Annotated in this window: 21 protein-coding genes and 7 pseudogenes; 19 read left to right on the forward strand and 9 right to left on the reverse strand. The window is 57.5% G+C overall.

The window, feature by feature from the left end; all coding sequences use genetic code 11:
• Nucleotides 1-7 precede the first annotated feature (7 nt).
• The 3 genes from FFM81_RS32290 to FFM81_RS32300 all read left to right on the forward strand — a co-directional run bounded on the left by FFM81_RS32290 (nt 8) and on the right by FFM81_RS32300 (nt 3353).
• Nucleotides 8-1171 (forward strand): iron-containing alcohol dehydrogenase, encoded by a 1164-nt coding sequence (locus FFM81_RS32290; protein WP_138333571.1) that lies wholly within the window; start codon nt 8-10, stop codon nt 1169-1171.
• Nucleotides 1172-1217: 46 nt separating this feature from the next.
• Complete coding sequence (gene attM / locus FFM81_RS32295; protein ID WP_163925935.1) at nt 1218-2009, forward strand: AttM family quorum-quenching N-acyl homoserine lactonase; 792 nt, start codon at nt 1218-1220, stop codon at nt 2007-2009.
• A 168-nt stretch (nt 2010-2177) separates the two neighbouring features.
• Nucleotides 2178-3353, forward strand: a complete 1176-nt coding sequence (locus tag FFM81_RS32300; protein ID WP_138386508.1) for an E22 family MetX-like putative esterase — start codon at nt 2178-2180, stop codon at nt 3351-3353.
• A gap of 168 nt (nt 3354-3521) precedes the next feature.
• On the opposite strand, the pseudogene FFM81_RS32305 reads toward FFM81_RS32300, so the two are convergent.
• A pseudogene (locus FFM81_RS32305) lies at nt 3522-3753 on the reverse strand (aldehyde dehydrogenase family protein); the annotation flags it as partial.
• Here FFM81_RS32305 and FFM81_RS33085 point away from each other — a divergent pair.
• From FFM81_RS33085 to FFM81_RS32315, 3 genes and pseudogenes are all read left to right on the forward strand, one after another.
• Nucleotides 3704-3931: a hypothetical protein gene (locus FFM81_RS33085; RefSeq protein ID WP_204339644.1), complete on the forward strand. Its 228-nt coding sequence runs from the start codon at nt 3704-3706 to the stop codon at nt 3929-3931. The pseudogene FFM81_RS32305 and the gene FFM81_RS33085 overlap by 50 nt on opposite strands.
• A gap of 149 nt (nt 3932-4080) precedes the next feature.
• Nucleotides 4081-4323, forward strand: a pseudogene (locus tag FFM81_RS32310) (MerR family transcriptional regulator); the annotation flags it as partial.
• 24 nt (nt 4324-4347) lie between these two features.
• Nucleotides 4348-4640, forward strand: a pseudogene (locus FFM81_RS32315) (IS3 family transposase); the annotation flags it as partial.
• Between the two features lie 49 nt (nt 4641-4689).
• On the opposite strand, the gene FFM81_RS33090 reads toward FFM81_RS32315, so the two are convergent.
• The gene (locus tag FFM81_RS33090; RefSeq protein ID WP_246401483.1) at nt 4690-4857 is read right to left on the reverse strand and encodes a hypothetical protein; all 168 of its coding nucleotides are present in this window, start codon (nt 4855-4857) and stop codon (nt 4690-4692) included.
• A gap of 111 nt (nt 4858-4968) precedes the next feature.
• Complete coding sequence (locus FFM81_RS33095) at nt 4969-5286, reverse strand: hypothetical protein (protein ID WP_246401485.1); 318 nt, start codon at nt 5284-5286, stop codon at nt 4969-4971.
• A 407-nt stretch (nt 5287-5693) separates the two neighbouring features.
• Here FFM81_RS33095 and FFM81_RS33290 point away from each other — a divergent pair, with 407 nt between their 5' ends.
• The gene (locus FFM81_RS33290) at nt 5694-5924 is read left to right on the forward strand and encodes a WGR domain-containing protein (protein WP_343073729.1); all 231 of its coding nucleotides are present in this window, start codon (nt 5694-5696) and stop codon (nt 5922-5924) included.
• Here FFM81_RS33290 and FFM81_RS32330 read toward each other — a convergent pair.
• On the reverse strand, nt 5833-6192 hold the full coding sequence (locus FFM81_RS32330; RefSeq protein WP_065284004.1) for an HVO_A0114 family putative DNA-binding protein: 360 nt from the start codon (nt 6190-6192) through the stop codon (nt 5833-5835). The genes FFM81_RS33290 and FFM81_RS32330 overlap by 92 nt on opposite strands.
• A complete protein-coding gene (locus tag FFM81_RS32335) occupies nt 6189-6470 on the reverse strand; it encodes a toxin-antitoxin system TumE family protein (RefSeq protein WP_138333897.1) in 282 nt (93 codons plus the stop codon). The genes FFM81_RS32330 and FFM81_RS32335 overlap by 4 nt, the downstream gene beginning before the upstream one ends.
• 166 nt (nt 6471-6636) lie before the next feature.
• Here FFM81_RS32335 and FFM81_RS32340 point away from each other — a divergent pair, with 166 nt between their 5' ends.
• Nucleotides 6637-6837 (forward strand): hypothetical protein, encoded by a 201-nt coding sequence (locus tag FFM81_RS32340; protein WP_138386551.1) that lies wholly within the window; start codon nt 6637-6639, stop codon nt 6835-6837.
• Between the two features lie 397 nt (nt 6838-7234).
• Here the strand turns inward: FFM81_RS32340 and FFM81_RS32345 are convergent.
• The 4 genes and pseudogenes from FFM81_RS32345 to FFM81_RS33110 all read right to left on the reverse strand — a co-directional run.
• A pseudogene (locus FFM81_RS32345) lies at nt 7235-7925 on the reverse strand (cytochrome P450).
• Nucleotides 7926-8104: 179 nt separating this feature from the next.
• Nucleotides 8105-8815: an AAA family ATPase gene (locus FFM81_RS32350; protein ID WP_138386550.1), complete on the reverse strand. Its 711-nt coding sequence runs from the start codon at nt 8813-8815 to the stop codon at nt 8105-8107.
• 13 nt (nt 8816-8828) lie between these two features.
• Entirely contained in the window at nt 8829-9473 is a 645-nt protein-coding gene (locus tag FFM81_RS32355; RefSeq protein ID WP_138386549.1) for a hypothetical protein, read from the reverse strand.
• A 470-nt stretch (nt 9474-9943) separates the two neighbouring features.
• Nucleotides 9944-10181 (reverse strand): annotated as a pseudogene (locus FFM81_RS33110) (plasmid partitioning protein RepA); the annotation flags it as partial.
• A gap of 225 nt (nt 10182-10406) precedes the next feature.
• Here FFM81_RS33110 and FFM81_RS32360 point away from each other — a divergent pair.
• The 11 genes and pseudogenes from FFM81_RS32360 to tnpC form a co-directional block, all read left to right on the forward strand.
• Nucleotides 10407-10557: pseudogene (locus tag FFM81_RS32360) on the forward strand (transposase); the annotation flags it as partial.
• A gap of 348 nt (nt 10558-10905) precedes the next feature.
• Entirely contained in the window at nt 10906-11784 is an 879-nt protein-coding gene (gene nifH / locus FFM81_RS32365; RefSeq protein WP_138386548.1) for a nitrogenase iron protein, read from the forward strand.
• Nucleotides 11785-11900: 116 nt separating this feature from the next.
• Entirely contained in the window at nt 11901-13400 is a 1500-nt protein-coding gene (nifD, locus tag FFM81_RS32370; RefSeq protein WP_138386547.1) for a nitrogenase molybdenum-iron protein alpha chain, read from the forward strand.
• Nucleotides 13401-13495: 95 nt separating this feature from the next.
• Nucleotides 13496-15037 carry a nitrogenase molybdenum-iron protein subunit beta gene (gene nifK, locus FFM81_RS32375; RefSeq protein WP_138386546.1) on the forward strand — a complete coding sequence of 514 codons (1542 nt, stop codon included), beginning with the start codon at nt 13496-13498 and terminating at the stop codon, nt 15035-15037.
• Between the two features lie 65 nt (nt 15038-15102).
• Nucleotides 15103-16503 carry a nitrogenase iron-molybdenum cofactor biosynthesis protein NifE gene (nifE, locus tag FFM81_RS32380; protein ID WP_138386545.1) on the forward strand — a complete coding sequence of 467 codons (1401 nt, stop codon included), beginning with the start codon at nt 15103-15105 and terminating at the stop codon, nt 16501-16503.
• Nucleotides 16504-16577: 74 nt separating this feature from the next.
• Nucleotides 16578-17897, forward strand: a complete 1320-nt coding sequence (gene nifN / locus FFM81_RS32385; protein WP_138386543.1) for a nitrogenase iron-molybdenum cofactor biosynthesis protein NifN — start codon at nt 16578-16580, stop codon at nt 17895-17897.
• A gap of 382 nt (nt 17898-18279) precedes the next feature.
• On the forward strand, nt 18280-18603 hold the full coding sequence (gene fdxB / locus FFM81_RS32390; RefSeq protein ID WP_138386542.1) for a ferredoxin III, nif-specific: 324 nt from the start codon (nt 18280-18282) through the stop codon (nt 18601-18603).
• A gap of 451 nt (nt 18604-19054) precedes the next feature.
• Nucleotides 19055-19751, forward strand: a pseudogene (locus FFM81_RS32395) (aspartate-semialdehyde dehydrogenase); the annotation flags it as partial.
• A gap of 79 nt (nt 19752-19830) precedes the next feature.
• Nucleotides 19831-20139, forward strand: coding sequence for an IS66-like element accessory protein TnpA (gene tnpA / locus FFM81_RS32400; RefSeq protein WP_173883911.1), 309 nt, complete (start codon nt 19831-19833; stop codon nt 20137-20139).
• A gap of 94 nt (nt 20140-20233) precedes the next feature.
• Nucleotides 20234-20581, forward strand: a complete 348-nt coding sequence (tnpB, locus tag FFM81_RS32405; RefSeq protein WP_138386577.1) for an IS66 family insertion sequence element accessory protein TnpB — start codon at nt 20234-20236, stop codon at nt 20579-20581.
• A 45-nt stretch (nt 20582-20626) separates the two neighbouring features.
• A protein-coding gene (gene tnpC / locus FFM81_RS32410; RefSeq protein WP_246401488.1) for an IS66 family transposase occupies nt 20627-22280 on the forward strand; the annotation gives its coding sequence in 2 pieces (ribosomal slippage) (nt 20627-21621 and nt 21620-22280; 1656 coding nt in all).
• The last annotated feature ends 5 nt before the right edge of the window (nt 22281-22285 follow it).

Consider the following 22285-nt stretch of genomic DNA (forward strand, 5'->3'; position numbering starts at 1 on the left):
GGACTGAATGACGATCAATCCGTTCGAGTTTCGAACTGTCCTATCCATTGAAATGGCCTGGGGCGGAGCTAAGCGATTAGGTGAAATCATCGCTGCGCGTTTTGCCGCGCGCAAGGTGCTTTTGGTCACCGATGCGGGCCTTGTGAAGGCTGGGTTGATTGCGCCCATTGCCGCCAGTCTGGAGGCGGCTGGCTTCAGCGTGGCGATTTTCGATAGGGTTGTGCCAGATCCACCGGAAAGTGTTTTGTATGGTTGTGTCGAGGAGGCGCGGCAAGTCGCAGCCGATATCGTGATTGGTCTCGGTGGTGGCTCGTCCTTGGATATAGCAAAGCTCGCTGCGGTGCTGCTGCCATCGGCACAACCGCTCGCCGACATGTACGGCATCGGCAAAGTTCAGGGGGCGCGTGTCCCACTGGTTCTCGTTCCGACGACTGCGGGCACCGGTTCCGAAGTCACCAACATTTCCATCATCACCACCGGCGAGACGACCAAAATGGGGGTCGTGTCGCCGCAACTCTATGCGGATTTCGTGCTCCTGGATGCGGAATTGACCGTTGGTTTGCCGCAGGTTCACACCGCAGCAAGCGGCATCGATGCGATGGTGCATGCCATCGAAGGCTATACAAGTAAGTATAAGAAAAACCCACTTTCGGACGCGCTTGCGCGTGAGGCGTTGCGGCTTCTTGGCAGCAATCTAATCGCTGCCTGCAAGGAGCCGACAAACCGGGATGCACGCGAAGGCATGCTTCTCGGTGCAATGCTTGCGGGCCAGGCTTTCTCCAATTCCCCGGTGGCTGCGGTCCACGCGCTGGCCTATCCGCTGGGTGGACATTACCACATTCCGCATGGTCTTTCGAACGCCCTGATGCTCGGCCCAGTCCTTCGTTACAACGCACAGTCGGCTGCCCCGCTTTACGCCGAGCTCGCCGATGTGCTTGGAGTCAAGGGAAGCGGCGACACTGCGGCCCGTTCCGAGGACTTCGTTACCCATATGCAGGTGCTGATGGATAAAAGCGGCGCGCCGCGCCGGCTCCGCGATGTCGGGGTAACCGACAACAGCCTCGCCATGCTGGCCACGGATGCGATAAAAAACCAGGGGCGCCTGCTCGTCAACAATCCGGTCGAGGTTCGGGAAGAGGATGCGCTGGCGCTGTATCGGGAAGCTTTCTGAAGATTCCGCAGACATCCGCCATTATAACATTATGGGAGGATCCAACGTGACGGATATCCGACTTTACATGCTTCAGTCCGGCACCCTGAAATGCAAAGTGCACAACATCAAAATGAATCAGGGAAATGGTGCGGATTACGAAATCCCGGTTCCTTTTTTCCTGATCACCCATCCCGACGGTCACACCGTCATCGACGGTGGAAACGCCATTGAAGTCGCGACGGACCCGCGCGGCCACTGGGGCGGTATTTGCGATGTGTACTGGCCGGTCCTTGACAAGGACAAAGGATGCGTCGATCAGATCAAAGCTCTCGGCTTCGATCCGGCGGATGTTAAATACGTCGTGCAGTCCCACCTGCATCTCGACCATACCGGCGCGATCGGCCGCTTTCCGAATGCCACGCATATCGTGCAGAGGGCCGAATATGAATATGCCTTCACGCCCGACTGGTTTGCCGATGGCGGCTATATCCGCAAGGATTTCGATCGCCCTGGTCTGAAATGGCAGTTTTTGAACGGCACTCAAGACGATTTTTACGATGTTTATGGCGACGGAACGCTGACGACGATCTTCAGTCCTGGCCATGCGATGGGCCATCAATCCTTTCTCGTCCGCCTTCCCAATAGTGAGCCGCTGCTTCTGACGATCGATGCCGCCTACACACTCGACCATTGGGATGAAAAGGCGCTGCCGGGCTTCCTCGCATCGACGGTGGATACTGTTCGCTCTGTACAGAAGCTGCGCACAATCGCGGAAAGAACGGGGGCAAACGTCGTCACCGGTCACGACCCGGATGCGTGGTCGACCTTCAAGAAGGCACCAGAGTATTACTCTTGAGAAGTCGCTGCGGTCTGGCCGCGACATGATCCTACAGGGGCGAATAAGCCCCTTAGAAGCTGAGAAGTTTTGACCTGGATCAATGTGAAATCCGGTGACCAGGATACGGCTTTGAAAGGCTGAGGCCACCGCTTTGTTTCGTTGGTAATCCCGACCAAGGAGAAGTAAATGCGCCTGAAAATACTTATCACTGTCGCCATGATGGCCGGCCCGGCATTGGCGTATGAGCCTTTGGTTGAGAAGCGGGAATTTACCCTAAAGAACTTCGTGACACGTGGAGGCAGGACGGTTCCCGAAATGCGGCTGGGGTACGAAACTTATGGCACGCTGAACGACGCCAAAGATAATGCCATCCTGATTCCGCATTATTTCAGTGGAAGCAGTCACGCAGCGGGAAAATATAAGGAGGCAGATGTAAGCGCCGGCTATTGGGATGCGATCATCGGGTCCGGCAAGCCCATCGATACGGACAAATACTTTGTCGTGTCGGTCGACACACCGGTCAATCTCGGTGCCAACGATCCGAACGTCATCACCACCGGACCGGCGACGATCAATCCCAAAACAGGAAAGCCTTGGGGTATGGATTTTCCAATCATGACGATCGGCGATTTCGTTGATACGCAGAAAGGGCTGATGGAGCGACTGGGGATTGAGAAATGGCATGCTGTCATGGGCGCCTCCATGGGAGGGCTGCAAAGCTATGAATGGGCAGCACGCTATCCCGACAAACTGGAGCGAGTGATTCCAGTCATTTCCTCTGGTTGGGCAGATGCGAATCTGATCGCGTGGCTGGACGTCTGGGCGTCGCCTATCAAACTGGATCCAAACTGGAATGGTGGAGATTATTACACAGGCCGGGCGCCAAAAGCAGGGCTGGCTCAAGCCCTGAAGACTTTAACACTGCAGGCAAATTCGGCAGAATGGACCGATGGTACATTTGGGCGGGACTGGGCCATAGAAGGTGCAGATCCCGGGCAGAGTTGGGCGAATGACTATAAGGTCGTCACGAAGCTGAACGAGGCGGGCGCAGCACGCGTTGCCCAGTCAGATGCGAACCATTTCCTTTATCTGGCGCGCGCCAATCAGTTGTTCGTCGCTGGACAGCCCAAAGACAGCCTGTACAAAGGGCTCCTAGATATCAATGTACCCGTGATGCTGATCTATACCGATGAAGACTTGATTTTTCCTGGAAACGCAGTGCGAGAGACAGGAACGATTATCAAAACCGATGGTACGCCGGTCGAATTCGTCGAACTGGAAGGTACGCGAGGGCACATGGATGGCTTATTGAGCATTGCTCAGGCGGGAGAGCGAATTCGAGCCTTCCTTGAGGTCAAATAGGAGCGGGCGGGCCCTCCCTTTTCCTTAAGCCGAGCCAGCAGATGCTGCCGTCGTCGTGGCTGTAGTCGGCCACACCCGCCGTGCTCGGGGTCCATAAATCGGAAAATTAGTGGTCTCCGGCAAGTCCAAGACAGCCGAGGTGGTCCGCTACGCTCTCACTCGTTGCGAGGCGCCATCGAAAACAATGAACGGCGTTGCCGCCAAGCTCGGCGCCGCGTTTCATGATCTCGTTGGCGCCCTGGAGCATCAGGATCTTGCCGACATTGGTCGCGCCGGTGAAGGTGAGCTTGCGCACCTTCTCGTTCTCCGTGAATTTCGGCCAATAAATGGGAATCCTCGGAGAGCAGAACATGAAGACACCAGTCGACAGGCCTGCGCGCTCTGCAAGCAATGCGAGCGATGTGTCGAAAGCGTTTTCCTTGGTAGTGATCGGTGCGAGGAAGCGGATGATGTGGCCCAGCGCCACAGGTGAGCAGGATCAGCCCTTAAAAGGCGCCTTTCTCGCTGACCTGTTTGATAAATTCGCCAGCGTCGCTGTTGCGAGTGATCGAACACATGGCTATGAAATCCCACACTGATTTCGATCTGCCACGGGTATTTTTCTCCAAATGTGCCCGTGTCTTTCCCTGTGCGAACGCATTTTGCAAACAATGCAGCGTTCAAGACACTTCCTTGGATCGAGCGTGCTTATAAACGGCAAAAATTGCGGCTGAACGAAAGTGCCGAGATGAACCACAAAAAGAAAATCTATCGCGTTGCGGAAGCTGCACGTCTAGCGGGGGTTTCTGCATCGACACTTCGGCTTTGGGAGAAGGAGGGTCTCATCGTACCGGATCGCTCGGAAAACGGCCACCGGCAGTACGACGCTGACCACGTTACGCAGTTAAAGCGTATCGCATCGCTCAGAAAAGACAGACGACTCACCATCGCGGGGATCCGCGAAGATCTCAGGAAGTCTTCGCCAGAAGCGGGCACGGACGCGAGTGATGCCATCCCGGAAATGAAGAAGCAGAAGCAGCTCGAAGACGAAAACGCCCGGTTGAAACGGATTGTCGCAGAGCAGGCGCTGGAGCTCAATATGTTGCGGGAGGTCCATTCGCCGAAACGTCCAAGGCCTGCTCGGAAGCGGGAGGGGTGAAGGTCATGTGCCGGGATTAGATGGTCTCGATCCGGCGTGCCTGTGGGCCGTTGAACTTCGATCGGACCACCTACCACTACACCTCTCTCCACGCCGATCAGGCCGGTCCGGAACGTCGTATTCGTGCGATCTGCGAGACGCGTGTACGGTAAGGCTATCGTTGCTTGCATATGCGGTTTTGCGGGGTTCGGTCATCGCTCATCCCTTTCCTGGTTGTGTGGCGATACCGCGCGCACCTTCGACTTCATCGCGCTGTGCCCTGATGCTGGCGCGCACCTCCCGCCTGAGTTCCGTGAACTGCCGCGTCAGCTCGTCGAAGTCGTGCTGGCTCGGAACGCCTAACAGCTTCGCGACGCTGTCGGTCATTTGCTGCTGGCGGGTGCGCAGCTCCAGCCCGGCGAGCAGCCATTCGCGCTGCGTGGCGAGGAAATCCTTAGAGCGCAGATTGCTGATCAGTTCCTCGTTCGCAATGTCCCTTCATTTGTCGAAGGCCTTGCGCCAGCCGAAATCCTCGGCGTCTCCTTCCTTCGTGTCGGCGAGCGTCGCGCTGCGTTCATAGGCCTTGCTCCACGGCACGGAGGCTATGGCGTGATAGGCCGCCATGCGCTGGCCGACGTCCATCCAGGCCGCCATCAGCGCATAGACCTGCCGGTCGAAGTTCCACATGTCGGCAAGGCGCGGGGCTTCCGCCATGCGTTTGAAGGCTTCTGAGATCTCGCCGCCCAGCGCAACGGCAAACAGGCTGCTGTCGGCCGCGCGCGTGGTGAGGAAGGGCATCATCGAGTTGAACCACATTTTCCAATTTCCCCTGCCTGCTCGATGTTGCTGCGCCACATTTCCGACATGCGCAGCAGCATCTGCAAGAATTCCGGTTGGTCGTCCGAGCTCGGGGTCATAGTCGGCTCACTCGCCTGCGGCCGGGCCGCGGCCCGCAAGCGCGCTGGCATAGATCGCCCGGGCCTGGTCGTGGTCGAGCTTGCGCGGATTGTTGACCAGGATGCGCTTCTGCTGTTTCATCGCATCCTCCGCCCGCAGGCCGGAGCTTGCACAGCAGTTTTTCATTTGTTTGCTGAATTGGCAGCCACAAGGACTGAACGCTCAAGCAGCCTAACCTGCGGCCTTCACCGGATGCATACCTTCGACGCTTCGAAAAACATGGCCCGATTTTACGCTCGAGCCGACGTTTGTTTGGGGAGGCCTGCTTGACGCGGCGCTGGGGGCGCATCGGCTCTGGTGGCAAGAGGGAAGTCCACCATTTCCCTCGGGAGGAAGAGGCGGTCGCACGGATACAAACCGAAACCCCAGTGCGGCCAGAAAACGATGGCCTGATTGGCGACCGGATCAGGCGGCCGCCTTCACATCGAACTCGAAATGAAGCTGGTCATAGGGGAATTCGACGCCGGCGTCAGTCCGGTCCAGGACACCCGCGTTGACAAGCGTCGTCACATCCTTATGGACGGCCTGCACGTCCCGGCCGACACGTCGGGCGACTTCCCGTATCGCCAGCGGCCCCTGCCCTGCCATCGCCTTCACGATCGCAAGCCGCGGCGGCGCAAGAACCCTGTGCATGTCGTCGTAGCTTGGAAAATTCACCGACGGCGTAGCAGGAACGACGACGCCTTCCAATGCCTTCTGCCCCGCATTCACGAAGCGGGCCTTGGCATCGGCAATCGAGCTTAGTCTGATGACGAGCGTCCTCATGCGAGTATCCTTTCCATGTCCGCCTGAAACGCATCGAACAATGCTTCCAGCGTTGTGAATTCCATCGGTTCCTCGATATCCCCGAGATGGCGATGATCGCCCTTGCCGCGCTCATTGTCATAACGCATGACGCACTCGCCGTTGACGATCAGCGCCAGACGATATTTAAAATGGTGGTTGCTGCCGGGCACGGGTATCGGCACATGCCACAGAACCGTTTCGAAAAATGCCGTATCGCTGAGGGCGGTTCTGGATTTTTCGATCAGCACGGCTTCCATGTTGTTTTTAATAACATCACCCATCGTTGTTGTCAAGAACAACAACGATGGGCTGTCTTGCGCAGCAAAGCCGGCGCCGGGGTTCGACGCCCCGATGCAGGCTCCAGGATCGCGTGTTTCGGCCAAAACCGTTCCTCTCGAGAAGGGCCGGTTGCCAAGGTCGCCGTTGGTTGATCGCGGCGGCGAGCTTTTCGATACCCTGCGCATCGAGGGCGGCGAATTCGCCAACCCGCATGACAGATATCAACTCGTCCGGGCGGGTTTCCGCATCGCGCCAGAAGATCAACGCGGCGGTAATGGTGGCCCGGTCCAAGGGGTCAAGATCGATGCGCACGTCGCAATGTCGGCATGGTCGATCCTCCTCTGAGCGCTTCGAAAAGAGCGGCATGATGCGCTTGCGCGTGAGGCGGTCGGTTCGTTGTCGGTTCCGTGCCGCCGATGGGAGTCCTCTACGCTCTTATCACCCATGATGAATGTCCTGCAGATCGAGGGATAGCTGCGCCGCGCCGGCCGCAAGGGCGGCGTGCTCGCGGTCGATATGAAGCTCGGCGGCGCGATGACCGGACGGCGCTTGCACTATGTTCCCGCCTTGACGTGGCATGTGGGGCAAGGGACGCGGGTGTCGGGATGGTCGGGCCACCCCTCCCCGCAACGGGAGCAACGAAACCGCATGGTCAGAACGCGAAAGCAGCTTGGCCGCTCGCCTCCATGTAGTTGCGCCGGCAAATTCCGGAAAGATCGCGATTCCCGGTGGTGTCCGAGCATCACCAGAGCACCGGCAACTCCTCGAACCCGCCAGTGATGATCTCCTTGCGCAACTTCAGTTCTCCGGACGCCACGGCCAAGCGCAGCGTGGGGAAGCGCTGGAAGATCGAGCCGAACACCACCTTGAGTTCCAGCCTGGCAAGCGCCTCGCCGATGCAGTAGTGCGGCCCGCAGGAGAACGCCAGGTGAGGTTTTTCGGCGCGTCCGATGTCGAAGATTTCCGTAGGGCACGCCCATCAGCGCGCTGATGACCATGGCCGGAAGCGGAAAGGAGAGGTAGTGTCGCAGGTCGGCGGGCTGGGGCTGGGCCGCCAGCGTCTCGAACAACTGCGCGGCGATCGCCTCGATTTGCTGCGCGAGCAGCTTCACCCTGCGGTTTCTGAAGGCCGGCGCCACGATCGTGCGTAACCGGGCATGCTCGCTGCCCTCGTGCGAGCCCAGCCACCCCGGCGAACCAAGAATCACCGTAGCCGGGGTGAATGCCGCCGGCGGCATTCCCGAGGGCCGGAAAGCCGCGTCGGACAGTACCGCCTTAGCTTCCTCGTAGCCTGTTACCCACCAACCTTCGTGCCCGGACGGGAAGCGCACGCGGTGGATCGGACTGTTGGCGCGTAACGCCAACATCTCGGGCGAGGGGACGATGTGATTGACGCGCCACATCGGCAGCGTCGGCAAGGATTGTCCGGACATGATGGCACTTCACTCTCTATGCGATGAAAGGGCGGAAGGTGACCGGCAAGCGCTGCCGGCAGCCAACGACTTAAGGCGGCATGTGGAAGACGTCCTACGCGGCGATTGTCGGCGCCAGATATTCCACCGCACGAACAGCGGGGGAGTACCGGCATGACGCGCTGGACGTCTTGCAAGCGTCAGCAGGAACCGCAATCGTCTTCATCGTCTTGCTCTACGATGTGTCTTCTTACCGTTTCCTCATGCCTCTCGAAGGGGCTGCGCTCTGCTTCAGCGAGAGAAAGGACCACCTCAACATCCTCGCGTGGGACGAGCGGGCCGACACCTCTTATAATGCTCCGTTGGGCGAGACGGCGCACAATTTCCTTGATATAAGCGGCGCTGCCGCCCTTTGAGCGGAAGACGGCTTCGGCCAAAGCTCCACCCTGGAAGTTCAGCGCATGACCGTATTGCTTGAACAGCCGCTCGCGGCAATCGTCATCAGGGAGAGGGATCTCAAGAGCCGCATCTGCACGGCCCGATCGGGTGGCGAGTGCCTGCTCGAGGGATTTCGGCCGATTCGTGGTCAGGATGATGAGGATGTCCGCGTCTGTGCCGAGACTGTCCATCTCGTTCAACAGACGGTTCAGGCGGCTTTCTGCCTTTTGGCCAGAAATATCTTCGCGCGAACGGCCAACCAGATCCACATCCTCAATCACCATAATGCACGGCTGCAGGACACGAGCCAGCGCGAAGTGTTCCTCCATATCCAGCATCTGCTCAGCCGTGACCAGAATTGTGCTGTGCTCGGGCAGGTTGGCAACGATATAGTGGACGACATGGGTCTTGCCGGTGCCAGGCTCTCCGTAGAGCAGAATCCCTTTCTGTCCTGACTGGCCGAGGCGCTTCAACTCCTCCCGGCATTTAACAAAATCGAAGACGTGCGTGTCGAGTTGGGCCCATAGTCGCCTTTGAAAGCACGACGTCGTCCCGGCTTACAGCAGGGAGCTTATGCACGCGCATTGTTTCGTTCGTGCCTTCGAAGTCAGTGGACTCGAAAGAGACGGCCTTGTTGCGATAATATCGGGAGCTCTTGCCCTGCGTCTGGATTGTGCGCAGAAAGCCACTGGCGAAGTCATGACCCACCTGATTAGGCAGATGACCAATTTCGACCTGGACCTTTGGACCACCCCGGGCATTGAACTTCGACAGCATGACTACTGCAGGCATGCCGCCGTCGATCGTTATCAGCCAGAGACCGTTGTTAATCGAAGCATATGGCTCATCTTCGCCAATGTCGATGTCTTGATGCTGCAGGGGCGTCAGCTGCACGACGGGTTTTCCCTCGGAAGTGGTCAGGTCTGACAGCTTCATTGGGAGATACTCGTTCCATTGATGGAAGCCCAAGAGCTCAGGGGACCAAGGTGCGACCAAGTCCTCGATAATGGTTTGAAGATCTGCCAGGAGATGTGCGGTAAACTGTCGGCGTGAGCTCACGAGAACTGCCAAATCATTGGTCTTAAAATGACAACCAAGTTTCTGCCACACAAAGCGATCGGATTCAGTCAAGACGATGTTCCTTTTGAAAGTGGAGTTGAGTGGAAGGCCTGGGTCTCTAAAAGCAGCATTCGCATCAGGTTTCTCTCCAAACGTTACTCTGCAGATATCGGTCTTCGCGGCCGCGAGCTCGCCATAACTTGGCAGCCCCAGAGTGCGAGCTTATAAAGTGTCTGCTTCTAGCCGCCGCCTCCGCCATGGCGTTGGTCGCCTTCAAGAGCTCGGCCGGTCCGTACAACATGAAGCGTATGCGCTGCGTGCGTGGGATCATCTGCTAAGTCCCTGGATTGGGAGTTCGCATTACCTGCAGTCCTGGAGCACGAAGCCTGTGACATATAGATCGGGGGACGGCCCCAAACCTTGGATACGATGTCCATTACCTCCGCATTGGTGGAAGTCAGCGATTTGATCGCTTGCTCGTAGGCCGATCGGCCTACCGCTACCCCTGACAGAATACAACTTCCCGTATCGGGCCCGATTCACCCTCGAGCCCCTGCGGGCAAAAACTTCAAAGAATGTTTCGGACGGGCCCAAACGAGATAAGCACGGAGGTTCGTTGATCTGTCGAAGCGTATAGGATCGTCTTCCTGCGGTCCCTGGCTCCGGTGTTGGCCCCAGCCCATCAATGGACGACTGGCGCAGATAGCTGCCCGATACGCCGAGAATCTCCGCAACCTCGCGCAAGGAGAACGAGTGCAAGGTCATGTCGTCGGGAAATTGCCTATTGGCTATATTCAGCGCAAATACCATCGTGACGGGTTGTTTTCCACATAACGTTATAAACACGTCGACGTGGCTAGTCAGCAGCCAACAAGCACTTTGCCGCGCCAACGAACTTCCCGCTCCATCGGAGCAGGCCTTTCGTCAGCTGATCTGAACACCTCAAACTGGCCCAGTTTTAGCTAAAGTTTTCCGGTGCATTTTCTGGCTGGGAAAGGAACAACGATGAAGGCATCGCAATTTTCGGACGCGCAGAAGGCGTTCATTCTGAAGCAAGGTGATGAAGTTGTCTGTTGCTGCGATCTGCCGCAAAGCGGGCATCAGTCAGGCGACCTACTTCAATTGGAAGAAGAAGTGTGCCGGCGTGTTGCCGCCGACAGACATCGGCGATCGGACTCCCCCTCTACCGAAATTGAGGGCAATGCGATCTCCGCTTAATCTGCATGGGTCGCAAGTCGCAGTTCCAGATGGCCCGATCAACCGAAATTCTCGACATCCGATTTACGACATTGTCGTCACCTTTGTCGGTTAAGTGACAGGCGTCCTTGTTCTCAATCCCGTATTTTTACGCCCACATAACTGGAATCGCAGCGAATTATTGTTCGTGAGCTCAATCGGCCTGCTTGGCACGAATCTTGAGAGCTATTGCGAGGCAACGGAACGGCCGCCGCATCCGCGTTGCGAGATAACCGCATTGCCTCGAACACATGAAGGAACGCCAAACATGGCAGCTCTGCGTCAGATTGCATTCTATGGAAAGGGCGGAATTGGCAAGTCCACTACGTCCCAAAACACGCTAGCCGCCCTTGTGGACCATGGACAGAAGATCCTCATCGTCGGCTGTGATCCTAAGGCTGATTCTACGCGCCTGATCTTGAACTCGAAGGCTCAGGATACGGTTCTTGATCTCGCAGCAACGAGAGGTTCGGTTGAAGATCTTGAACTCGAAGACGTGCTCAAGGTCGGCTATAAAGGTATCAAATGCGTGGAGTCTGGCGGCCCGGAGCCGGGCGTCGGCTGCGCGGGACGCGGCGTTATCACGTCGATCAACTTTCTCGAAGAGAACGGCGCCTACAACGATGTCGACTACGTGTCTTATGACGTGCTCGGTGACGTTGTGTGCGGCGGCTTCGCGATGCCGATCCGTGAAAACAAGGCTCAGGAAATCTACATCGTCATGTCCGGCGAAATGATGGCACTCTATGCCGCCAACAATATCGCCAGAGGCATCCTGAAATATGCTGCAGGCGGCAGCGTCCGCCTGGGTGGGCTCATTTGTAACGAGCGTCAGACCGACCGGGAACTCGACCTCGCCGAAGCGCTGGCTGCCAAACTCAATTCTAAGCTCATCCACTTCGTGCCACGCGACAACATTGTCCAACACGCCGAGCTTAGAAAGATGACGGTGATCCAATATGCGCCGGACTCTCAGCAAGCGGCCGAGTACCGGATACTTGCCCAAAGAATACATGACAATTCTGGCAAAGGCACCATCCCGACCCCCATCACCATGGAAGAACTTGAGGACATGCTTCTCGATTTCGGGATCATGAAAACCGACGAGCAGATGCTCGCCGAACTTCAAGCCAGGGATGCGAAGTGATAGCTGCCCAGTGATCACACTGACACGAGCGCGCAGCGACACGCAAAGCGCCCGCCATCCCGTGAGGGAGGTTTCGCCAATGAGGCTTCATCCGGATTTTCTAAGGGGTAGGGCCAATGAGCCTCAAATACGACAATGACAGTGGCTTCCATGCGAAGCTTATAGCAGACGTGCTGTCACAATATCCGGGCAAAGCAGCGAAGCGCCGCAGTAAACACCTTAGCGTGGCAACGAGCGAAAAGGACGCCGGCGAGGACCCAAACGCGATTAGCGAATGCGAGGTAAAGTCGAACATCAAGTCTGTTCCTGGCGTGATGACGATCCGCGGATGCGCGTATGCCGGTTCAAAGGGCGTCGTCTGGGGACCGATCAAGGATATGGTTCACATTTCACACGGGCCGGTCGGCTGCGGTCAATATTCCTGGTCGCAACGTCGCAACTATTACGTCGGTCTGACAGGCATCGACACTTTCGTGACGATGCAATTTACCTCCGATTTCCAGGAGAAGGACATCGTTTTCGGCGGTGACAAGAAACTGGAAAAGGTCATCGACGAGATTGCTGAACTTTTCCCGCTAAGCAATGGCGTCAGCCTGCAGTCCGAATGTCCGATCGGTCTGATTGGCGATGACATCGAGGCCGTGGCGCGAAAAAAGGCCAAAGAACACACGACGACCATCGTGCCGGTGCGCTGCGAAGGCTTCCGTGGTGTGTCGCAATCGCTTGGCCACCACATCGCCAACGACGCAATTCGAGATTGGGTCTTCGAAAAGAAAGACTTAAAATTCGAGCCGGGTCCCTACGACGTAAATGTCATAGGCGACTATAACATTGGCGGCGATGCATGGGCATCGCGCATCCTGCTCGAGGAGATCGGATTGCGCGTAGTCGGCAACTGGTCGGGAGATGCAACTCTCGCCGAAGTAGAGCGCGCTCCGAGAGCTACGCTCAACCTCATTCACTGCTATCGGTCGATGAATTACATCTCCAGACACATGGAGGAAAAATATGGCATTCCTTGGATGGAGTATAATTTCTTTGGCCCATTCCAGATCGAAGCCTCGCTGCGCAACATAGCTAAGCATTTCGGGCCGGAGATCGAAGATAGAACCGAAAAAGTCATCGCCAAATACCGACCCTTCGTTTCGGCTGTGGTTGACAGATACTGGCCGCGCCTTTCTGGCAGACGGGTGATGCTCTACATCGGTGGATTGCGTCCTCGTCACGTCATCACCGCCTATGAGGACCTCGGAATGGAAATCGTAGGAACCGGCTACGAATTCGGCCATGGCGACGACTATCAGCGCACCGGCCACTACGTAAAAGAAGGCACGCTGATCTACGACGACGTGACTAGCTACGAACTAGAGAAATTCATAGAGGGAATTCGGCCCGATCTCGTCGGGTCCGGCATCAAGGAAAAATACCCAGTGCAGAAAATGGGCATTCCGTTCCGTCAGATGCACTCCTGGGATTATTCTGGTCCGTATCACGGTTATGACGGCTTCTCAATTTTCGCCAGGGACATGGATATGGCCATCAATAATCCCGTTTGGGGTCTTTATGACGCACCCTGGAAGAATGACCCCGCTTTGGCGGCAGTGGCAGTCGCATGAGAACCTAGAATCTCTCGAAGAAACGCGGGAGGCCTTACGCGGCGAAGGTCCCTGTACCGCCTCCATGTCGCAGCCAGATCGAAAAAGGTGACCCTATGCCGCAATCAGCCGAGAAAGCTCTCGACCATGCGCCTTTGTTCTGTGAGCCGGAATACAGGCAAATGTTGGCCGAGAAAAAACGGAAATTCGAATGCCCACACCCGGACCAGGTCGTGTCAGACCAACGCGAATTCACGAAGTCCTGGGAATACCGCGAGAAAAACTTGGCCCGCCAAGCCCTTGTCGTTAATCCAGCCAAAGCCTGCCAGCCACTCGGCGCTGTCTTTGCAGCGGCGGGATTCGAGCGAACGATGTCGTTCGTCCATGGCAGCCAAGGCTGCGTTGCCTACTACAGATCGCACCTATCACGCCATTTCAAGGAGCCTTCATCGGTGGTCTCGTCATCGATGACAGAAGACGCCGCTGTGTTTGGCGGCCTGAAGAATATGGTCGACGGTCTCGCAAACACGTACAAGCTCTATAACCCGAAGATGATCGCGGTGTCGACGACATGTATGGCCGAGGTCATTGGAGATGACCTGCATGGTTTTATCGAAAACGCCAAAAGTGAAGGTTCGGTCCCGCGCGATTTCGACGTCCCCTTCGCCCACACACCTGCCTTTGTCGGCAGCCATGTCGATGGCTATGACAGCATGGTAAAAGGTGTGCTGGAGAATTTCTGGAAGGGCAGCGCGCGAAATGAAGCCGCCGATACTATCAACATCATTCCTGGATTTGATGGCTTCTGCGTTGGGAACAATCGGGAATTGAAACGCCTGCTCGACTTGATGCAAGTGACTTACATATTCATCCAGGACGCATCAGATCAGTTCGATACGCCTTCCGATGGCAAATTTCGGATGTATGACGGCGGGACCAGCATCAATGACGTGAAGGCCGCGTTGAACGCGGAGTGGACATTGTCCCTGCAATATTACAACTCTCGCAAGACGTTAGATTACTGCAGAGACGTTGGACAAGCGGTGACCTCCTTCCACTACCCTCTCGGCGTCGAAGCGACCGACGAACTTCTGATGGTGATATCGGAGATTTCCAGCAGAGAAATTCCTGAGGCGATCCGTCTGGAGCGCGGCCGACTCATCGATGCGATGGCGGACAGCCAAGCTTGGCTATACGGAAAAAAATACGCGATCTACGGCGATCCAGATTTCGTTTATGCGATGGCGCGCTTCATCATGGAGACCGGCGGCGAGCCAACCCACTGCCTCGCCACAAATGGCACCTCAGCTTGGGAGGACGAGATGAAGGAACTCCTCGCATCCTCGCCCTTCGGGAAGAATGCACAGGTTTGGCCAGGCAAAGATCTCTGGGCTCTGCGGTCGCTACTGTTCACCGAGCCGGTGGATCTCCTGATTGGAAATTCTTATGGGAAGTATCTCGAACGGGACACCGGTACCCCACTGGTTCGGCTGATGTTTCCAATTTTCGACCGGCACCATCATCATCGATTCCCCCTCATGGGCTACCAAGGCGGGCTGCGTCTTCTAACGGCGATCCTCGACAAGATCTTCGACAACCTGGATCGTGAAACAATGCACGCGGGTGTGACAGATTATTCGTATGACCTCACTCGCTAAGAGCGGCGGCCGGCCAAGCGGCCGGCCAGGCGGCCTATCTCTCCACCAGATATGAAGGCAAACGAATGTCCTCGCTCAACGCCAAAATCAGAGATGCCTTCCACGACCTAGCGAATGAAAGGAGCGGCAGCAAGGGCCCAAAGGCACGCCGAAGGAATTGCGCGAGGCCGATGGCCCCGGGAACGGCCGTCGGCGGTTGCGCTTTCGACGGCGCCAAGGTCGCACTGCAGCCGATCACCGATGTCGCACATCTGATTCACGGGCCGCTCGCCTGCGAGGGAAATTCCTGGGACAACCGTGGCGCTGCCTCGTCCGGTCCAACACTTTGGCGCACGAGCTTCACGACTGATCTTACGGAAATCGATATCGTAATGGGACACAGTGAACGGAAGCTCTTTAGAGCGATCCGGGAAATCAAGGATGGGTATGCGCCCGCGGCGATTTTCGTCTATTCAACTTGCGTTACAGCGATGATCGGTGACGACATCGACGTTGTTTGCAAGCGAGCGACGGACGAATTTGCCTTACCGGTGGTGCCGGTCAATGCGCCAGGCTTTATCGGATCGAAAAACATCGGCAACAAGCTAGCGGGCGAGGCGCTTATCAAGCATGTCATAGGTACCGTGGAGCCCGATGAACCGGGCCTTTGCGACATCAACATACTCGGCGAATTTAACCTCTCGGGTGAGTTCTGGCAGGTGAAGCCGCTCTTGGATAAGCTCGGCATCCGCGTCCGAGCCTGTATTCCCGGAGACGCGCGATATCTGCAAGTCGCCTCCGCCCACCGCTCACGGGCAGCGATGACGGTGTGTTCGACAGCGTTCGTTACGTTGGCACGTAAGATGCAGGAACGCTGGGACATTCCATTTTTCGAGGGCTCCTTCTATGGCGTTTCCGGCACCTCGGAGGCGCTCCGTCGGATCGTCGATCTGCTTGTAAAGAAGGGTGCTGACCCCTCGCTTTTGCATCGCACGGAAATCCTTGTAGCGGAAGAAGAGGAAAAGGTGTGGAAGAGGCTGGAAGCCTACCGACCTCGCCTTGAGGGCAAGCGCGTGCTTCTAAATACAGGTGGCGTGAAATCCTGGTCGGTCGTCCATGCCTTGATGGAGATCGGCATGGAGATCGTCGGCACATCAGTCAAGAAATCGACGCTCGAAGACAGGGAGCGAGTGAAACAGAGCCTGAAGGAGGAGAACCTCCTGTTCGAGTCGATGTCGCCGCGCGAGCTTTTCTCGCTTCTACTCGAGAGAAAGGCTGACATCATGCTGTCGGGCGGACGCACCCAGTATATAGCGCTAAAGGCAAAACTGCCCTGGCTCGACATCAACCAGGAGCGTCATCACGCCTACGCTGGCTATGAGGGAATGGTGCAACTTGCTCGACAAATGGACCTGGCAATCCACAATCCGATGTGGCCGCAGGTGCGCGAGCCGGCGCCATGGGAGCCGGCCTTGGTCGTTGAATAGCGAGCGAAAAGAGAAGCGTAAGCGCGTCGAACCAAAACCGCGAGATCACTCGCAAAAAATGTTGAGGTCGTACTATGGCACGCGTCGTATCTCAAACTAAGCCGGCGGCGGTCAACCCCCTGAAGTCGTCTCAGCCGCTTGGTGCTGCCTTCGCCTTTCTGGGCGTCGACGGCGCAATACCTCTGCTCCATGGCAGCCAGGGATGTACGAGCTTCGCGCTCGCACTGCTCGTCAGGCATTTCAATGAAGCGATCCCGCTGCAAACGACGGCGATGAACGAAGCCGCGATAATCGTCGGCGGCGCGGATCGTCTTGAAGAGGCAATTCTCAGCCTCAACGCCCGCACAAGGCCACGACTGATCGGGATATGCACGACCGCATCGGTAGAGGCCCGCGACGAGGATGTCGCCGGCGACGTCGAAAACATCAAACGTAGGCGGGCGATAGAACTTGTGGGCACCGAAGTGGTAGTCGCCAACACACCTGACTTTGACGGCGCCATAGAAGAGGGTTGGTCTAAAGCTGTTACCGCCGTGATCGAGGCAATAGCGCGACCTGACAAGCACTATCGCAATCCGAGGAGGATCGCGATCTTGCCTGGCTGGAACTTAACGGCTGCTGACATAGAACATCTGCGCGAGACGGCCGTAAGCTTCGGCCTCGACCCGGTTATTCTGCCAGACGTATCCGGAGCGCTCGACGGCTCCATCCCCGAAGAATGGATGCCGATAACGTATGGCGGCACGAAAACGAAGGAGATCCGCGATCTTGGTGCGACGATGCAGTGTATTGCAATCGGTGAGCATATGCGGCGACCGGCTGAAGCGCTGCAGAGACTGACCGGCGTGCCGTACGTGCTGTTTAGATCGCTGACGGGCCTAGAAAACGTCGATCGCTTCATTCGCGTGCTTGCCGCTATGTCACGCAAACAGATACCGCTCAATGTCCGCCGCAACCGAATGCAGTTGCAGGATGCCATGCTCGACGGACATTTCCATATGGCTGGCAAGAAGATCGCAATCGCTTCCGAGCCCGATCAACTTTTCCAGCTCTCCGACTTTTTTACGGCCATGGGTGCGGAAATTGCGGCCGCGGTCACCACGACCGGCACTTCGAAGGCGCTCGAGATGGTACCGGCGAAGACCGTCAAAGTCGGCGATCTCAGTGATCTGGAAAGTCTCGCCGCAACGGCCGATCTTATCGTCACACACTCGCACGGCCGAGAAGCTGCCAGACGTCTCGGCATTCCGCTGATGCGGGTGGGTTTCCCCATGTTCGACCGCTCCGGCAGCCAGCACAAGCTTACAATATTATACCGGGGGACCCGCGACGTGATCTTCGACTTTGCGAACATCATTCAGGCTAACCACCCTCCGAACCCCTGGCCCACTTGACTCAACCGACAGGCGGGAATTGCAATAATGAGATCGATTCGTCGCGTCTCGCTCTTCAATGGCGGACTTCATCAACGCGGACGAAATGGAAGTTGAGCACTTTGCGAAACGCGATCGCCACGCAATGAAAGGACTGAAAGCGCAGTTCGCATCGGCCAAACGATTGGCCATCTATGACCCGACGCGCGACGCCGTCGACCTTCGTGGAAACCGCTAGGTTCGAGGATATCTCCGACGAGATCGGGAGACACCGTATCGAAGGAGGACTGCACCGGGGCAAAGATAGCGGCGTTAAGCTGCCAGCTCGCATTTTGTCCCGCAATCGGCGCGCCCTCGGAGGTCACATTTGTCATTGGCAGAACTCGCGAAATTGGAGGAATCTATGACAAGCTCATCCGTGACTCGCGACGGGTCCCTATGGATTACGGAATATCTGAATTCGATCAACCCTGCGATGTGCATCGGCTGCGGTCGCTGCTTCAAGGTCTGCTCACGTGAGGTCATGCATCCCTACGGCATCGATGAAGCAGGCGAAATGCTCGGTGTCTGCGATGGCGAGGACGACTTCAATGGTGAGCTCAGTCGCGTGATCATGGTCATTGATTATCCCGGCCGCTGTATCGGCTGCGGAGCGTGCGCACGCGTCTGTCCCAAGAATTGCCAGACTCATATCGCCGTTGATGATCGTGCGGTGCACGAATCTTGAATTCCGTTCGGAGCGGTAGAAGCCGCCGGCGCCATCCAAAGTGCGAGACAATCGCATCGGTTCAAAGACGTGGAGCAGGCTGCATGGCAGCTTTGCGTGAAGCAAATCCAGCCATGCGACGCGAAACTCTTTCTGGGCATCCAATCTGCCATTCGAAGGCAATCATCACAGGAAACACTAGGTTAAGTCGAACGATCTGAAGAGAAGAGGCATTGAACTGTGCATCAAGCCGGGACCTACCCTCTCTGTGATTATTCTTTGCGTCGCCGAAGCGACTGTCGCGAGTGAAACCAACGTCATGCTCAACCTGGCTGGACTTGATGTGGTCCCCCTCGGAGCATGTAGGCCCGCCGACGAGTTCGACGCTTTCCGGTTAGATCCTTGTGTGGCGGAAGCGAGCTTCGAAATCTGAAAGCAAGATCCAACCTTGAGCTTCTAAATGAGGATACTCATGAGAGCATTAGATATTTCTGTCGTCGGAGCAACCGGGGCGGTTGGAACGGCCCTGATCAAGCTATTGGAAACGAGCGGGATTCCGATCAATCGACTGCGACTGTTCGCCTCCAGTTCGGGTGCGCGCCTATTCAAGTTTCGAGACCAAACATTTTTTGTTGAGGCACTCCGCGACATCTGCGATATCGCCGATACCAAACCGACATCGCATTCTTCTCCGCAGGCGGTGACGTAAGTGCCGAATGGGGGCTACGTTCGCATCCCAAGGCACCTTGGTGATTGACAACTCGAACTCCTTTCGAATGGACCCTGACGTACCACTCATCGTACCACAAGTTAACGCCCGTTCATTTACTGTTCGCCCACGGTCTGGAATAGTAGCAATCCCAAATTGCTCGACGATACAGCTGGTTCGGGTGCTGAACCCGCTGATAGCGACGTTCCACGTTCACCAGATTCTTTTGACTACCTATCAAGCAGCGTCTGGAATGGGCCTGCTCGGGTGTAAGGAGTTCCTAGACGGTGCCGAAGCCGTGCTCGAGGGGAGCGCCGGCCCCCCTGCGGAGAGGTTTCCTGTCCCTCTCGCGTTCAATGTCATGCCGCAGATCGGAGAGATTTCCCGCGAAGGCGTGGCTCTTGAGGAACGCAAGCTGGTTCAAGAGCCACGGAAGATCTTCGGTATGCCCGATCTGCAGCGTAAGCGTCCGGTGAGGGCCGTCTTGCGAGGTTGAGACGAACATCGGAAGTCCTAGTGCAAACACTAGGAGTAGTCCTATGACGAAGCATCAGATTGAAGTGATCACGTCTGTCGAGCGCCGACGGCGCTGGTCTCAGGAAGATAAAGAGCGGCTCGTTGCAGCCTGTCTCGAGCCAGGTGCGGTGCTTTCCGAGATTGCGCGATCGGCCGGTATCCATGTCAGTCAGCTCTTCCGTTGGCGCAGGGAGCTTTGCCAAATCGAGGAGCCGAGGACGGAAACAACGAGCACGTTTGTGCCGGTGGTCGTGTCCGAGGCCGCGCTTCCAGCCTCGCCTATTCCCTCGGGGCCACCCACCCCATCGCAGGCCGGAAGCGCAGCGATGTGACGATTGAACTCGGTCGGGACCGTCGTATCCGCGTAGACAGCGACATCGACACGGACGCGCTGGGCCGCATTCTCGATGTCGTGCTGGGGCGGAGATGATCCCGGTTCCGAGTGGTGTGAAGGTCTGGCTGGCGACCGGTCCCACGGACATGCGCAAAGGCTTCCCCGGTCTGTCGCTGATGGTGCAGGAGACGCTGAAGCGCGATCCGATGTGCGGACATCTGTTCGTGTTCCGGGGGCGCGGTGGAGGTCTGATCAAGGTGATCTGGCATGACGGACAAGGAGCCTGTCTGTTCACGAAGAAGCTGGAGCGCGGCCGCTTCATCTGGCCGTCAGCCGCTGACGGCACGGTGGTGATCACACCGGCCCAGCTCGGTTATCTCCTCGAAGGCATAGACTGGCGGATGCCGCAAAAGACCTGGCGGCCAACATCGGCAGGATGAGCAAAAGAACTGGAATGGCGGACTCGAATATGATTCCATCCTGCCATGAGCGACGCGACTGATGAGCTTCCGGACGACCTTGCCAGTGCGCTTGCACTGCTGGCCGAGGAGCGTGCCCGGCGTATCACTGCCGAGGCAGAAGCTGCGACCGCCAAGGCGCAAGCCGCCAGCGCAAAGGCGCTCGTGTCGCATTCCGAAGCGCTGATCGCGCGGTTGAAGCTGGAGATCGAGAAGGTTCGCCGCGAGCTTTACGGCAGCCGGTCAGAACGCAAGGCGCGACTCCTCGAACAGATGGAACTGCAGCTCGAGGAGCTGGAGGCTGACGCTGGCGAAGACGAACTGGCGGCAGAGGTTGCGGCCAAAGCCTCGACGGTCAGGGCTTTCGAGCGCAAGCGTCCATCACGGAAACCATTCCCTGAACATCTGCCGCGCGAGCGTGTCGTTATCGCGGCCCCGGCGAGCTGCCCTTGTTGCGGTTCGGGCAAGCTGTCGAAGCTGGGCGAAGACATCACCGAGACCCTGGAGGTCATCCCACGTCAGTGGAAGGTGATCCAAACGGTGCGGGAGAAGTTCACCTGCCGCGAATGCGAGAAGATCACCCAGCCACCAGCTCCTTTCCATGTGACGCCGCGGGGCTTTGCCGGGCCCAGCCTTCTGGCGATGATACTGTTTGAGAAGTTCGCGCAGCATCAACCGCTGAACCGCCAGAGCGAGCGCTATGCCCGTGAGGGTATCGGCCTCAGCCTGTCGACGCTGGCAGATCAGGTCGGCGCTTGCGCCGCGGCGCTGAAGCCACTCCATTCGTTGATCGAAGCGCATGTCCTGGCTGCCGAGCGGCTGCACGGTGACGACACCACAGTGCCGATCCTGGCGAAGGGAAAGACCGATACGGGTCGCATCTGGACCTATGTCCGAGATGACCGGCCGTTCGGCGGGCAATCGCCGCCGGCGGCTCTCTACTATGCTTCGCGAGATCGACGACAAGAGCATCCCGAGCGCCACTTGAAGACCTTCACCGGCATTCTGCAGGCTGATGCCTGGCGGCTACAATCCGCTGTTCAAGGTAGACCGCGATCCGGGGCCGCTGACGCAGGCGCTCTGCTGGTCGCACGCGAGGCGCAAGTTCTTCGTGCTGGCCGACATCGCCACGAATGCCAAACGCGGCAGCCGCGCCGCGCCGATCTCGCCTATGGCGCTGGAAGCCGTCAAACGGATCGATGCGCTGTTCGACATCGAGCGTGAGATCAACGGACTTGCCGCCGGCCAACGCCTGGAGCACCGTCGCAAGGGCAGCCTGCCGCTTGTCGGCGAACTGCACCGCTGGCTTCAAACCGAGCGGGCAAAACTGTCGCGCAGTTCTCCCGTCGCCGAGCCGATCGACTACATGCTGAAGCGCTGGAACGGCTTCACGTCCTTCCTCGATGATGGCCGGATTTGCCTGTCCAATAATGCTGCCGAGCGGGCATTGCGAGGCTTTGCTCTCGGAAGGAAGTCATGGCTCTTCGCCGGATCGGATCGCGGTGCCGATCGTGCCGCCTTCATGGCCACGCTGATCATGAGTGCCAAGCTCAACGACATCGATCCGCAGACCTGGCTTGCTGACGTCCTGGCCCGCATCGCCGACACGCCAATCAGTAAGCTGGAGCAATTGCTTCCGTGGGATTGGCAGCCGCACGGACTGAACGCTCACGCAGCCTAACCTGC

This window comes from Rhizobium hidalgonense (genome assembly GCF_005862185.2).
Taxonomy (GTDB): domain Bacteria; phylum Pseudomonadota; class Alphaproteobacteria; order Rhizobiales; family Rhizobiaceae; genus Rhizobium; species Rhizobium hidalgonense.